The 14,469-nt window shown below is 56.2% G+C and carries 8 protein-coding genes; 1 reads left to right on the top strand and 7 read right to left on the bottom strand.

All coding sequences use genetic code 11. The annotated features are described in order from the left end of the window. Nucleotides 1-189: 189 nt before the first annotated feature. A complete protein-coding gene (locus GOW09_RS10030) occupies nucleotides 190-1,200 on the top strand; it encodes a carbohydrate kinase family protein (RefSeq protein WP_171117872.1) in 1,011 nt (336 codons plus the stop codon). A gap of 149 nt (nucleotides 1,201-1,349) precedes the next feature. Here GOW09_RS10030 and glgB read toward each other — a convergent pair whose 3' ends face one another. Genes glgB through glgC form a run of 7 tightly spaced genes read right to left on the bottom strand, consistent with a single transcriptional unit; the run spans nucleotide 1,350 to nucleotide 14,396 of the window. Then, nucleotides 1,350-3,560, bottom strand: a complete 2,211-nt coding sequence (gene glgB, locus GOW09_RS10025; RefSeq protein ID WP_253284226.1) for a 1,4-alpha-glucan branching protein GlgB — start codon at nucleotides 3,558-3,560, stop codon at nucleotides 1,350-1,352. Then, nucleotides 3,557-5,962 (bottom strand): glycogen/starch/alpha-glucan phosphorylase, encoded by a 2,406-nt coding sequence (locus GOW09_RS10020; RefSeq protein ID WP_171117870.1) that lies wholly within the window; start codon nucleotides 5,960-5,962, stop codon nucleotides 3,557-3,559. The genes glgB and GOW09_RS10020 overlap by 4 nt, the downstream gene beginning before the upstream one ends. 47 nt (nucleotides 5,963-6,009) lie before the next feature. After that, the gene (locus GOW09_RS10015; RefSeq protein ID WP_171117868.1) at nucleotides 6,010-7,641 is read right to left on the bottom strand and encodes an alpha-D-glucose phosphate-specific phosphoglucomutase; all 1,632 of its coding nucleotides are present in this window, start codon (nucleotides 7,639-7,641) and stop codon (nucleotides 6,010-6,012) included. Beyond that, nucleotides 7,607-9,592, bottom strand: coding sequence for a 4-alpha-glucanotransferase (malQ, locus tag GOW09_RS10010; RefSeq protein ID WP_171117866.1), 1,986 nt, complete (start codon nucleotides 9,590-9,592; stop codon nucleotides 7,607-7,609). Before malQ ends, GOW09_RS10015 begins: the two co-directional genes overlap by 35 nt. Then, on the bottom strand, nucleotides 9,589-11,667 hold the full coding sequence (gene glgX / locus GOW09_RS10005; RefSeq protein WP_171117864.1) for a glycogen debranching protein GlgX: 2,079 nt from the start codon (nucleotides 11,665-11,667) through the stop codon (nucleotides 9,589-9,591). Before glgX ends, malQ begins: the two co-directional genes overlap by 4 nt. Nucleotides 11,668-11,694: 27 nt before the next feature. Further along, nucleotides 11,695-13,140 carry a glycogen synthase GlgA gene (gene glgA / locus GOW09_RS10000; RefSeq protein WP_216603839.1) on the bottom strand — a complete coding sequence of 482 codons (1,446 nt, stop codon included), beginning with the start codon at nucleotides 13,138-13,140 and terminating at the stop codon, nucleotides 11,695-11,697. Further along, nucleotides 13,137-14,396: a glucose-1-phosphate adenylyltransferase gene (glgC, locus tag GOW09_RS09995; protein ID WP_171117911.1), complete on the bottom strand. Its 1,260-nt coding sequence runs from the start codon at nucleotides 14,394-14,396 to the stop codon at nucleotides 13,137-13,139. The genes glgA and glgC overlap by 4 nt, the downstream gene beginning before the upstream one ends. Nucleotides 14,397-14,469: the final 73 nt, after the last annotated feature.

Raw genomic sequence — 14,469 nt, 5'->3', positions numbered from 1 at the left:
CCGCACCAAGATCATCCCGCCGCTACCGTGGTCGACTTTCTCACCGCCGTTCTCAAATTTACCTTATGCCGCGCAAATCTGAAGCTTAAGAGTCACTGGAAAGCCCACCAGTGGTGTGGCTTTAGAGTGCGAGGCTTGAGGAGGTCTGATACTCTCAAGGCAGCATCATTTTCTATGTAGGAACACATCGTGCTCGAGCCGATTCAGCCCAAAAAAGTAAGACAAGGCATTGCATGTGCTGGCAATTGGATACTTGATACAGTTCACTCAATTTCGCATTGGCCTGAAAAGTCGGGGCTGGCGCTCATAAAAACCCAGCATGTCGACCTTGGCGGCGGACCCGCCAATGTAGCCTTGGGACTGAAAGCCATGGACGTGTCTTATCCGGTAATTCCAATTGGTCTGATAGGCGCAGGCGCATTGGGCGACGAAGTTTTGCGTCTAAGCGCAGAAGCGGGGTTGCCTTTAGACGGCCTACTGCGAACAACACGTGCAACAACATCCCAGACGCATGTGATGAACGTACAAGGTGACAGCCGCACCTTTTTTCACCACCGAGGCGCTAACAGTTTATTTGATGCGGCGTCGGTTAATATTGATGAGCTATCGGACGCCGGTATTAAGCTATTATATCTTGGTTATTTAACGTTACTAGACAGACTGGATGAGATCCTGCCAGAGGGAAAAACTAGAGCCGCACGGCTGTTGTCAGTTGCCCGCGCCAAAGGCGTGAGGACTTGCGTTGACCTCGCATCGTTCAGGTCCGACACCTACTCGGATATTGTGTCAAAGACGCTTCCCGAAATCGATTTTCTGTTCGCGAATGAACTCGAAGCTGAGGCGGCAACAGGCATAAATCTCACGCAAAAGTCTGATCCCAACGAAATGATGAAAGCAGCTCGCTTTCTGAAATCCGGTGGGGTCAATCGAGCGGTAATAATACATAGCCCAACACAAATCGTATGTTGTGAAACAGAGGTTGAAATTGCCTTCGCGCCTGATCCGATACCTGCTGAAGAAATCATCAGCCCTGTGGGTGCGGGAGATGCTTTCTGCTCCGGCGTTATTCATGGTCTCCATGAAGATTGGCCTATTGAGAGTTGTCTCAAATTTGGCGAGAAAGCTGCCGCCGCCTGCTTGTCTGGGCATACTGCCACCGATGGACTCAAAACAATCTCAGTTCCGCGGATCCCGCCATAGAAAATCGTTCAGACTAGAGGCGACTATGTCCCGCTTCTTCCCAGTTCGTGAACAGCGTTTCGAGTGGCTGCTATATTGTGCGTTCTTTTTGTGGTCCTCATATTGTCCGAATACGCACCTTTGGGCCAGTTGGGCCAGAAACAGCACCGTTATCCCTTTTGCCTGAGAAACAGCGTCGTATTACCCGGTAGGTGCATAGAAATTGAATGATCCTGATTGCTCCATGCAACCGTTTCACTCTCATAGGAGCCCCAACCGTGGCCTGTTCCTCCAAACTCTGCAGCATCACTGTTCAGGACAACTTCCCAGTGGCCTGAATTAGGCACACCCAGCCTGAATCCGTCGCGAGGTGTCGGGGTCATGTTGCAGACAACGATCACGGGATCCTTGCCTTCATCGCCCTGGCGGAGCCATGCGTAGACGGACAAATCAGACTGATCGACTTCAAGCCAGTAGAAGCCGGAGGCCATACAATCAGTTTCGAATAGCGATGGTGTCTCGGCGTAGAACTTGTTTAGCGCCTTGACCCACGCCTGAACGCCGCGGTGCCATTCATGATCCAGCAAGTGCCAGTCGAGGGATCGATCGTGAGACCATTCCGCGCCCTGAGCGAATTCCTGACCCATGAACAGGAGTTTCTTGCCCGGATGGCCCCACATGAAACCATAATAGGCCCGCAGCCCAGCAAACTTATCGAAGCCGTCGCCCGGCATCTTGGAGATCATCGAGCCCTTGCCATGCACAACTTCGTCATGACTGATGGGCAGGATAAAATTCTCCGAGAACGCGTATGTGAGGCCAAATGTCATTTCATGATGATGGTGCGACCGGTGAATGGGATCGCGCGCCATGTATTGCAGCGTGTCGTTCATCCACCCCATGTTCCACTTGAACCCAAACCCAAGCCCACCCTGGTCGGTGGGTTGGCTGACTCCCGGAAAGGACGTGCTTTCTTCGGCGGCCATGATGATGCCAGCATCAGCGTCGTACACGAGTTCGTTGGTGCGTTTGAGAAAGGCGATCGCCTCAAGATTTTCGCGGCCACCATGTTCATTTGGCACCCACTCGCCCTCTTTGCGGGAATAGTCGCGGTATAGCATGGACGCGACCGCGTCTACGCGCAGCCCATCGATGTGAAACTCCCGGAGCCAGTAGAGCGCGTTGGCGCAGAGATAGTTCTGCACCTCACGCCGCCCGTAATTGTAGATCAGTGTGTTCCAGTCCTGATGAAAACCCTCTTTCGGGTCGGCATGCTCGTAAAGCGCGGACCCGTCGAATTGACCCAATCCATGCGCGTCGGTCGGAAAGTGCCCCGGCACCCAATCGAGCAGCACCCCAAGGCCCGCGATATGGCAGGCATTCACGAATTCCCGGAATTCATCCGGAGTGCCATAGCGGATTGTCGGAGCGAACAGACCTATGGGCTGGTACCCCCACGAGCCGTCGAACGGGTGCTCAGAGACAGGCATCAGTTCGATATGTGTGAACCCCATCTCGCGCACGTAATCCACCAACTCCTTGGCGAATTCGAGATAGCTGAGCGGGCGGTTGCCGTCCTCGACCTTGCGCCGCCACGACCCCAGATGGACCTCGTAGATCGAAATCGGCCGGTCAAAGCGGTTGCGGTCCGCGCGCGTTGCCATCCAGGCGTCATCACTCCAATCATACCCGTCTAAATCGCGCACAACCGACGCCGTGGCGGGGGGATGTTCTGCCCCAAAGCCAACCGGGTCGGCCTTGAGCGGCAGAATGTTACCTTGCGCATTACGGATTTCGTATTTGTAGAGCGACCCTTCGCCCAGGCCGGGAATAAAGATCTCCCAAATCCCGGTCGTGCCCCGTGCACGCATTACGTTTCGCCGTCCGTCCCATTGATTGAACTCGCCCACAACGGAAACACGGCTCGCGGCCGGGGCCCAGACCGCGAAGTTCACGCCCTTTACGCCATCATGCTCAAGCGGATGGGCCCCGAGTTTTTCCCACAGGCGCAGATGTGCACCTTCGGCGATCAGGTACTCATCCATCTCGCCGAGTACCGGCCCGAACCTGTAGGCGTCATCCTGCTCCCAGACATTGCTGTCATTGCGGGCACGCAGGCGATAGGCGCCAGTCGCCACGGGTTTGCGGACAAAGCCCGAGAACAGCCCGCGCCCGTCAAGGCGATGCAGCTCGGCTTCGACTTTACCGGTCTTGCCGTCCAGAACCTCGACACTCAGTGCGCCCGGGATCAGCACGGTAACACTCCAACGCCGCCCGTTTTTGTGAGGGCCAAGAACCGAAAACGGATCGCTCATCGAACCTGCAAGCAACGCTTCGGCAGTGGCAGAGTCAAAGGCGGGGGAATAGCTGATTGTGGTCATTCTGTCTCTCCTGCAAGCGAGTCGATGCCCCAGATGTCTTTCGCATAGCCCTGGATTGTACGGTCGGACGAGAACCAACCGGACAATGCGGTATTGAGAACGGCCATGCGCGCCCACGCGTCTTTGTTGGCAAAGCCGCCGTCGACCCTGCGCTGCGCGTCCCAGTAGGCATCGAAATCGGCGGCGACCATGAAATAGTCGTCCCGCAACAGCTTTTCGAGCACCGGCCAGTGACGCGTCGGATCACCGGGCGAATAAAACCCGGTGCGTACTTGCTCGATGACTTCGTTCAGGATCGGGCTTCGGTCGATATAGTCCTGCGTGACATATCCCTCGCGCGCGGCCTGTACTTCGGCAGCGGTCATCCCGAAGATATAGATGTTGGTGGCCCCCACGTGGTCGCAGATTTCCACATTGGCACCATCGAGCGTGCCGATCGTAACCGCACCGTTCAGCGCGAACTTCATGTTTCCGGTGCCGGAGGCTTCTTTGCCAGCAGTTGATATTTGTTCGGACAGGTCCGCCGCCGGGATCAGCATCTCAGCCAAGGACACATTATAATTCGGCGGATAGACCACCTTGAGCCGATCTCCGATTACAGGATCAGTATTGATTGACTGTGCGATGTCGTTGATCAGCCGAATGATGTTCTTGGCATCGATATACGCTGGTGCCGCCTTACCGCCAAAGAATTTGACTCGAGGTGTCCAATCCGCATCCGGTTCGCGGCGGATTGCGTTGGCAAGGGCTGCGGTTTCAAATGCATTCATCAGCTGGCGTTTGTATTCGTGAATCCGCTTGATCTGAATGTCGAACATCGCATCGGGCGAAATCTGCAGGTTCATGTTTTCGGCGACCCAATCCGCAAGCCTGCGTTTGTTGTCTTGCTTGATCGCCATAAAGCGCTTGCGGAAGGCGGGATCATCCGCCAATGGCGCGATGTTTTCCAGCTGCTCAAGATCTGAAACCCACTCCGTTCCGATGGTTTCGTTTAGCAAATCCCGCAGACCCGGATTGCATCCATGCAGCCACCGACGCGGCGTTACACCGTTGGTCTGATTGAGAATTCGCTCGGGATATACCTTATGCAGATCACTGAAGACGGTTTGCTTCATCAGGTCCGTATGCAGGGCCGAGACCCCATTGACCCTGCGCGAACACGTAAAGGCAAGCGTTCCCATGTTCACCACGTCGTTTTCGACAATGCGTGGGGCGGCGCTGGTATTTGATTTTGCAACGTCCCGGCTCAACCGGTCATCGATCCGTTCGATCAGTTGCATGTGACGCGGCAGGATGTTGCCCATCAGCCCGACATCCCACGCTTCCAATGCCTCAGGCAGCAGTGTGTGGTTGGTGTAGTGCAATGTGTTCTGCGCAGTGTCGAACGCATCGTCAAAGCTCAACCCGTGCACATCTGTCAGCAGACGGATCAACTCGGGGCCCGCGATTGCCGGATGGGTATCATTCATCTGGATCGCAACTTTGGTTGGCAGCGCGCGCAGATCGCCATTGTGCGTCAGGAAGCGGCGCAAGAGATCCTGAAGCGAGGCGGAGGTAAAGAAAAACTCCTGCTTGAGGCGCAATGCCTTGCCTGTTTCGGTGCTGTCATCGGGGTAAAGGACGCGCGAAATCGTTTCCGCCAGCACCTCGGGTGCGGCGGCCTGCATGTATTCGCCGCGGTTGAACGGATCGAGGTCAAAAATCTTCTTGGGCTTAGCGGACCAAAGCCGCAGCGTATTTGTCCAGCGCGCCTGCCAACCGGCAACCGGCGTGTCATAAGCCTGTGCCATCACGATGTCGGATGGGCTCCATTTGGCTTGTGCGCCCGTCTCAATGACCTCACCGCCAAAGCCGATATCATAGAGGCATTCCGAGCGTTCGAATTCCCAATTGTGCTGGTGGCGCAGCCAGTCCTCTGCCATTTCTACCTGTTTGCCCTGATCGAAGGACTGCCGGAACAAACCATGCGCATAACGGATGCCATAGCCATATGCGGGAATGCCGAGACAGCTCATGCTGTCCAGAAAACAAGCGGCCAACCGTCCCAGACCGCCGTTACCCAACGCTGCATCCGGTTCGTCGTTTACCACATCGGCAAAGCTGACGCCGTGTTTCGCCAAGGCTTCGCGTGCATCATCTGCAAGCTCGAGGTTGTTGACCGCGTCCTCCAGGATACGTCCCAAAAGGAACTCCATCGACAGGTAATAAACCCGCTTCCGGTCCTTGGCATATGTACGGTTCGTCGCTTCGAACCACGGTGCGATCAGTTTGTCGCGCACCGCGCGGGACAGCGCGAGGCGCCAGTCCGTGGTGGAGGCCGTGTCCGGGGTCTTGCCAACGCTATGGGCAAGATGAAAGTCGATTGCCTGTGTCAGCGACCCGGGTTCATAGATATCTTTCATGGTCTGTTCCATCCTGCTCTTGTTCTGATTTGTCTCGGACGGTCGCATCAGGTGATGACATCCGCCTTTGTGCGCCCGGTGTGCCTTCTGATCTGCGCTAGCGCTTCTGCAGCCTGAATGACTGGGGATAGCGCTTCTCGCACATTCATGTTGTGATCGCCGCTGCAACCGACGAACCGCTCCAGGTAGACACGCAACGTAGCCCCTTGGGTCCCCGTGCCGGACAGACGAAACACAACGCGGGAACCGCCGTCAAAGCGGACGCGGACGCCCTGCCCTACGGTCAGGCTTTGATCAATCGGGTCGCGGTACGAGAAATCATCTGCCTCAACGACTTTCATGTCCTCGACCATTGAGCCGGGAAGCGTGTCTGACCTTTCGCGCAATGCCGTCATCAACGTATTTGCGATGTCGGTCGGGATCTCTTCGTAGTCGTGACGCGAGTAGTAGTTCCGGCCAAAGCTGCGCCAATGATCCTGCTGAAGCTGCACGATATCCCGACCATCCCGCGCCAGAATGTTCAGCCACAGCAGAACTGCCCACAGACCATCCTTTTCGCGGATGTGATTGGATCCAGTGCCTGCGCTCTCCTCGCCGCAAAGTGTCGCCTTACCCGCGTCCAGCAGATTGCCGAAAAATTTCCAGCCGGTCGGCGTTTCAAAACAGGGAATCCCCAACCGTTCGGCAACTCGGTCAACCGCCTGGCTTGTCGGCATCGAACGCGCGACGCCGCTAAGTTTCCCGGAATATGCCGGGGTCAGGTGGGCGTAGGCCGTCAACAGCGCCAGACTGTCAGAAGGCGTCACAAACGTGCGTTTCCCCATGATCATGTTGCGGTCGCCGTCTCCATCGGAGGCGGCGCCAAAATCAGGGGCATCAGGGCCGTTCATGACGCCGACAAGCTCACTGGCCCATACCGGGTTGGGGTCAGGGTGCCCACCGCCGAAATTCGGCGATGGAACCGCGTTGATCACCGAACCAGCTGGCGCGCCTAATGCGCCTTCCAGTATGCGCTTGGCATAGGGACCGGTGACCGCATGCATTGCATCGAAGCAGATGCGGAAGCCGTTCGCGAACAGGGTGCGGATGGCATCGAAATCGAACAGTTCCTGCATCAGCGCTTCGTAATCCGCCACCGGATCAACCACATCGATTTGCGTTTTGCCCAATCTGAAGCGGCCGGGTTCGTCAAAATCGCATGCGTCTTCTTCAGCGATTTTGTATTCGGTGATCTGCTGGGTTCGGGCGAAGATCTCATCTGTGATCTTCTCGGGTGCCGGGCCACCATTGGGGGCATTGAATTTCACACCGAAATCACCGTCCTCACCACCTGGATTGTGGCTTGCCGACAGGATGATACCCCCATCGGTTTTGAATTTCCGGATCAGGTTGGATACTGCGGGCGTTGACAGGATGCCGTTCTGTCCAACAATCAATCGAACAGCACCGTTGGCTGCCGCCATACGGATGATTACTCCAATGGCCTCGGAGTTGTAAAACCGCCCATCCCCGCCAACAACAAAAGTTTTGCCCGCGGCACCGCCGGTGCCGTCGAACACGGATTGCACAAAGTTCTCGAGATATCCCGGTGTGCGGAATACTGAGGTTTTCTTTCGCAGACCCGAAGTTCCCGGTTTCTGCCCCTCAATGGGCGACGTGCGAACAGTCTTGAAGGTCATTGTCCTTCTCCATTCCATTTTGGTTTGACCGACTCTGCGCTGACATCTCTGTGCCAAGACACACAAATGCGTCGGACGTCTTTATGTCACTCACCGAAAACGGCGCTTTCAGCCGCCAGTTTGGGAATTCGTCAACGGTGCCTGGCAGGTTCTGCTGGTCTTTTCGTTCCGCAATGTCATCGAGTTGGACGGCCACGATTTCGGAGTTTGAACGCGCAAGTCGGCGGTGGATTTCCTGAACAGGCTGTGATGCTCCCAATGTTTGAGCTGCGGCCTGACGGTCCGCGCGAACGTTCGCAAAGCAAGTGCGGTCTATGCTGCCAATCTCGGCGCGTACTCGGGCATCCTCTGCCGCGAAAAACCCGGCAATGGTGGGTGTGTCATGTGTGGCGAATGCACATACAGCTTTTTTGCGCGTCTTCGAGGTGTCAACAAATCCACCGTCCTCGGAGCGCATGTATTGCAGCACGTCCAGCCCGTATATCCCTGCCGCTTCAGTCTTTTCGCGCAAGCCGGAGGGAACGAGGCCAAGATCCTCGCCAATGACAATCGATTTGGTTCTCACGCTTTCTATGGCGACCACAGCGAGAAGAGCGTCAAAGGGATATCTGACATATGTGCCTTCTTCGCTTCCTTCCGGTATCCAGTAGCTGCGCATCAAACCCAGCACGTGATCAATCCGGATCATTCCGGCGTGACGCATTACTGTCCGCAACAGTCGCGCAAATCCGGTATAGCCTTGTTTTCGGATCCTTATTGGGCACAGCGGGGCGAGACCCCAGCTTTGCCCCGACGGACCAAGCGGATCGGGCGGCGCGCCCAACGTAGCGCCGGTCACCAGGGCTGTGTCCTTGCTCCATGTTTCCGCGCCACCAAGGCGCGGTCCTACGGCAAGATCCAGATACAAGCCGAGCCGCATACCGGCCTTGATGGCGCGGGTTTGCGCGTTGGCGAGCTGAACATCAGATTGCCACTGCCCCCACTCAACCAACGCTATTTCCTGCTCGTGATCATGCGCAAATGCGGCCACTGCGCCTGAGTCCCGATCTTGGTATGGCGTGGGCCATTTGCGCCAGTCTGAACCAAAGCGAAAGGCAAGTGCTTCAAACACCGCGAAATCACGCAGGCGCGCTCCTCCCGAGGCTCTAAAACCGGCCAATGAACGCTTTTCAGGCGCTCCATCCGGTAGACGTAGAAATTCCTCAAACCCGTCATCCAGGGCTGCTGCATTTTCTTGCAATGCAGCCCGGTAGTTGATCAGGTCACACGAAGCCGATCCCGTTTCTGTGCAGTACCATGTATTCAAAAATTCACGATGACTTGGCGAATAAGGGCTAACTACGTCATCAGGACGGACTTGACCCATCGCATGTATGGGATTGATCCCGACAAAATCGGCCCCATGCATTGCTATAGCCGCAGCATATTCCCCAAGAGAATGATAGCTACCCAGAGATGCAGCGGTCTTGTCTGTAAGCCCATACAAAGCAGTAAGAACGCCCCAAATGCGCGGCTCGGCGATCAAGTCTGAAAGGTTCAGCGCTCGCAACGGGCGAGCCAGGACCCAGGATGTAAATTCTCCGTTCAGGCAAAGCCGATGAATGCCGATTGGCAAAGCAGGAATAGCGATGGATTGCACCGCCTCTCCGCTTTCCACAACCTTCTCGCCAGATTCGGTTTCAAGGCTCCACGAAACCGTGCGCGAAACCGGAAACTTGGCTGGCTGACCTGCTGTGACGATCAGCTCTTGCGGCAGCTGGCGCTGTTCTTCTACTGTCCGTATTCGGTGCAGCACCACCCTTGCGTCTGCCTCAGACGTCACGTCCAGTCCCATGGCGCGCAGAACAGCAACCTGGGTGTCGGGCGCAACCTGGATCAGTTGCCCGTCAAACCCCCTGTAATCGGACGCCACGCCGACGAAGCGGCAAAGTTCTGCAACCCAATCCGTCATGATACGGCCGCCTTACCAACAAACAGCGAAACGGAATGGGCAGAAGCGCATTGACGCTTTCTGTCAACTACGTCGACAGGCTCTGTATCCGGCTCGGCTGTGTCCAGTACACGCTGCCAAACCAGACCCGGTCCCGGATCAGGTAAGAATAGTTTCTTGGGCTGTTCGTTTCCGTTGACCACAATCAGAGCGGTTCCCTCAGGAGAAAACGAGCCCTCCGCCTCACCACGTAAATGAAGACAAAACCCATCCAACGACGGATCCCGCCAATTTAGCGTACCGCCGTCCAGGCCGGACCAGGAGACATCAGGATTGCCATCGTTCCGGATTCGCCCGTGCAGGAATCGGCTTTGGCGCAAGACGGGTGTATTGCTCCGCAGCGCGATAAGATTCTGCGCAAATGCCAGCAGGTCGTTGTCAGCGGAAGCCCAGTTGATCCAGCTGATTTCATTGTCCTGACAATAGGTGTTGTTGTTCCCGCGTTGCGTTCGTCCGATTTCGTCCCCGGCCAGAAGCATGGGCGTTCCCTGCGACAGGAACACGGTGGCCAGCAAATTGCGAATGCGCAGGGCGCGGCGTTCAAGAATGTCTGGATTGTCCGTGTCCCCTTCCACTCCGCAATTGTCCGACAGATTGTTACTGTGGCCATCCTTGTTGCTTTCGCCATTGGCCTCGTTGTGCTTCTCGCGATAGCGGGTTAAGTCGGCCAGGGTGAACCCGTCATGCGCTGCAACGAAGTTGATGGAACTAGTTGTCCGGCGTCCCGGTCGATCGAACACGGATGCTGTGCCAAGGAAGTTGCCTGCAAGCTCTTGCGCAGAATGTGCATCCCCGCGCCAGAACCTGCGGGTAGAATCGCGAAACTTGTCATTCCACTCGCCCCAGTCAGCGGGATAACTTCCAAGCTGATAGCCGCCGGGGCCGATGTCCCAGGGTTCGGCAATCAATTTGCACCGGCTTAGCACCGGATCCTGTCGAATGGCATCAAAGAAGCCGCCATGCAGGTCAAACCCGTGGTGCTCGCGACCCAAAACCGTGGCTAGATCAAACCGGAACCCGTCCACTCCCATAACAGTGACCCAGTATCGCAGCGAATCCAATACAAGGCGCAATACGAAGGGGTGGTTGATCGCCAGAGTGTTCCCGCACCCTGTATCGTTGACATAGTAGCGCGCATGACTGGCCTGCAAATTATAGTAGGCCTTGTTGTCCAGCCCCCTGAAAGACAAGGTCGGCCCGCGGTGATCGCCCTCGGCGGTGTGATTATAGACAACGTCGAGGATCACCTCGATCCCCTCGGCATGCAGCCGATCGACGGCCTGACGAAACCCATCCGCCCCGTTTGGGCCAAAGTAACGCGGCTCCAGCGCAAAAAAACCCAGAGTGTTATATCCCCAATAGTTAGTCAGTCCGCGATCCACCAGAAAGCCGTCATTTAGAAAGGTATGGACCGGCAGCAACTCCAACGCGGTCACCCCAAGACCTTTCAGGTGCGAGATCACGGCATCGCTACCGAGGGCTTCATAGGTTCCGCGAAGTTCTGCGGGCACGTCGGGGTGCAACTGGGTCAGGCCCTTGACATGGGCCTCATAGATTACCGTTTCGTTCCATTCTCTGCGCGGGCCTGGCGCCCCTGACCAGAGGCGCTCAATGTCCGGCACCACCGACTTTGGCACAAATGGCGCACTGTCGATCTGACTGGGTTGCGTGTTGGTGTAATGGCCCGAGGGCTCATACCCAAGCATCTCCTTGCCTGACGACCAGTATCCACGGAACGCACGGGCGTATGGGTCAGCCAGCAATTTCCTAGGGTTGAACCTGTGGCCGCGATCGGGTTCATACGGCCCGTATGCTCGATAGCCATACAGCGTGCCGGGCTTCAGGCCGGGCACAAAGCCATGCCAAATCGGGCCCGTCTGCTCGGGCAATACCAGCCGTGTCACCTCGCGCTGCCCATCGGCGCTGAACAGACACAATTCGATCTTCGTCGCGTTTTCCGAGAACACGGCAAAATTGACCCCCTGCCCGTTGTAAACCGCGCCTAGTGTGGCGTGATCTCCCGCGTTTATGCTCATGATGGGCCTGTTGTCCTGCATGCCGGTTTAATTCTCCTGTAGCGACTTGTAGGCATCAGCCATGCGCTGTGCCGAACGGTCCCACCCGACCGGGTGTTTCATTGCGTTGCGCTGTGTTTTCTGCCAAGCCTTTTTGTCTTCGTACAATTCCATCGCACGGAACAAAGCCTCTTTTAGATTTTCCGCACTGACGGGCCCGAACTGAAAACCTGTTGCACAATCGGCGACAAGCGCTGCTGCATTCGCGTCAATAACCGTGTCTGCCAGACCACCCGTGCGCGACACAACTGGCAGCGTGCCATAGCGCATCGCGCACAGTTGGGTCAGCCCACATGGTTCAAAACGTGAGGGCACCAATGTGGCATCTGCCCCGGCTTGGATCAAATGCGCGAGGTCTTCGTCAAAGCCGATTTCAACACCAACGCGATCCGGATATCGCTGGGCCAATTCCCGAAACCCGTATTCCAGCGCCGTTTCGCCTGAGCCAAGCAGAACAAAGGAAGCTCCTTTATCCAGAACAAAGGGCAAGGCTTCCAACGCCAGATCAAGACCTTTCTGCCCGGACAGTCGGCTGATAACCGAGAATAGTGGCCCCGTCCTGTCGGCCCCTAGTCCAAAACGTCGTAGCAGAGCCTGTTTGTTTTTATTTTTTTTGGCCAAAGTGCGGCTGGAATAGGTTTGCGCGATCGCAGGGTCATTGGAGGGATCCCAGACCTGAGTATCGATCCCGTTAAGTATGCCCGACAAGTCGGCGTTACGCGCATTCAGCACACCTTCAAGCCCCATGCCAAACTCAGGCGTAAGCAACTCGCGTGCATAGGTCGGGCTGACAGTCGTTATTTGATCTGCCGCCATCAGCCCCCCTTTGAGAAAGCTGATCTGTCCGTAGTACTCAAAACCGCTTTGCGTAAACTGTGCCGGATCAAGGTTCAGCGTCCCCATCATCGTTGCAGGGAAATTTCCCTGAAAGGCGATATTGTGGATGGTTAGGATACAGGGTGGTGTCGCAGCGCCACTTGCTCGTGCATAGACTGGCGTAAGGCCAGCCTGCCAGTCATGTGCGTGAAGCACATCAGGCCGCCAACCGTCGATGCCAGCGCGCCCGATTTCTGCACCCAGCCAACTGAGCAGGCCAAACCGCAAATGGTTGTCTTTCCAGTCCAAGCCCGCTTCGTTCAGGTATATTTGGCCAGGTCGGTCATACAGGTGCGGTGCATCCACCAATAGCAAACTGACGCCGCTGGCTTTCTTGGCGAGCACCCGCACGGGCCCACCAAAAGCCGCACCCAAATTCATAACTTCCCTGGCTCCCTTCGCCAGATGCGCGATTTGGCGGTACAGCGGCAGCAGAACGCGGCATTCAACATCGAAATCGCCCATAACCCGGGCGAGCGCGCCCACCACGTCGGCCAGTCCTCCGGTTTTGACAAAGGGTGCGCATTCAGAAGCGATTGAGAGTTGCTTGAGGGTCATAGGTCCAGTTTGTCGATCATGGGTTGAGTGATCAGGCATACGCCATTTTCCGTTCGACGGAAGCGCGCCGCATCTTTTTCGGGGTCTTCTCCGACAACAAGCCCCTCAGGGATGCGAACCGAACGGTCAATCACGACATTCTTGAGCCGCGCTCCGCGCCCGATATCGACGTTGGGTAAAGCCACCACACCGTTGAGTTCAGAATAGGAGTTTGCGCGCACACCGGTGTGCAACAGACATTGGTTCAACTGCGCCCCGGAGATGATGCATCCGCCAGCCACCATCGAAGATACGGCAAGGCCGCGGCGATCTTTTTCGTCATGTATGAATTTTGCCGGTGGCGTCAATTCGGAATACGTCCAGATCGGCCAGGACTGATCATAGAGGTCGAGTTCAGGTTGAAAGTCGGTCAGGTCAATATTGGCCTGCCAAAATGCATCAACTGTTCCGACATCACGCCAATATGGCTTTTGCTCTAAAGAACTGGTCACGCAGGACCGGCTGAAAGGATGCGCATACGCGTTTCCCTTTGCCACCAGCGCTGGAATGATGTCCTTCCCGAAATCATGCTCGGACGCTTCGGAAAGAGCATCTTCGCGCAGCAACTCGATAAGGTAGTCAGTTTTGAAGACATAGATACCCATGCTGGCCAATGACTGGGATTCGTCACTCGGCATGTGCGGTGGATCTTCGGGCTTTTCGACAAACTCCAGAATTCGATCGCTGTCATCCACGGCCATAACGCCAAATGCGCTGGCCTCGTGACGGGGCACTTCAATGCACCCTACGGTGACATCTGCTCCGGTTTCGACATGCTGTTTCAGCAACAGCGAGTAATCCTGTTTGTAAATATGGTCACCTGCAAGAATAAGTATGTATTTGGGCGCATAACCCTCGATAATATCGATGTTTTGCGTAACGGCGTCGGCAGTTCCCAGATACCAGTGGCGTTCGTTGACACGCTGGGATGCCGGAAGAATGTCAAGTGACTCATTTCGCTCGGCGCGGAAAAAGCTCCAACCGCGCTGCAAGTGCCGGATCAGACTATGTGCCTTGTACTGCGTCGCGACCCCGATGCGGCGAATGCCGGAATTCACGGCGTTGGATAAAGCAAAATCGATAATGCGTGTCTTCCCGCCAAAATAGACTGCGGGCTTGGCGCGAATGTCGGTCAGTTCCTTCAGGCGACTGCCCCGTCCTCCTGCGAGGACAAAAGCCATCGTTTCCCGAGCAAGTCGATGCGTGGAGATAGTCATTCCAGAGTGCTCCTTTGCTGACGCCGAATCGCCGCCATGAGTGAGTCGATGTGGTGATAATTGCATGCCGAAA

The sequence above is a fragment of the Ruegeria sp. HKCCA5463 genome (assembly GCF_013034175.1).
GTDB lineage: Bacteria > Pseudomonadota > Alphaproteobacteria > Rhodobacterales > Rhodobacteraceae > Ruegeria.
This window is presented reverse-complemented; position numbering and strand designations above follow the sequence as displayed.

What these genes read in the sequence shown, in the direction of transcription:
- glgB (WP_253284226.1), bottom strand. Translation starts at nt 3,560, where the DNA reads ATGACCACAATCAGCTATTCCCCCGCCTTTGACTCTGCCACTGCCGAA.
- GOW09_RS10020 (WP_171117870.1), bottom strand. Translation starts at nt 5,962, where the DNA reads ATGAAAGATATCTATGAACCCGGGTCGCTGACACAGGCAATCGACTTT.
- GOW09_RS10015 (WP_171117868.1), bottom strand. Translation starts at nt 7,641, where the DNA reads ATGACCTTCAAGACTGTTCGCACGTCGCCCATTGAGGGGCAGAAACCG.
- malQ (WP_171117866.1), bottom strand. Translation starts at nt 9,592, where the DNA reads ATGACGGATTGGGTTGCAGAACTTTGCCGCTTCGTCGGCGTGGCGTCC.
- glgX (WP_171117864.1), bottom strand. Translation starts at nt 11,667, where the DNA reads ATGAGCATAAACGCGGGAGATCACGCCACACTAGGCGCGGTTTACAAC.
- glgA (WP_216603839.1), bottom strand. Translation starts at nt 13,140, where the DNA reads ATGACCCTCAAGCAACTCTCAATCGCTTCTGAATGCGCACCCTTTGTC.
- glgC (WP_171117911.1), bottom strand. Translation starts at nt 14,396, where the DNA reads ATGACTATCTCCACGCATCGACTTGCTCGGGAAACGATGGCTTTTGTC.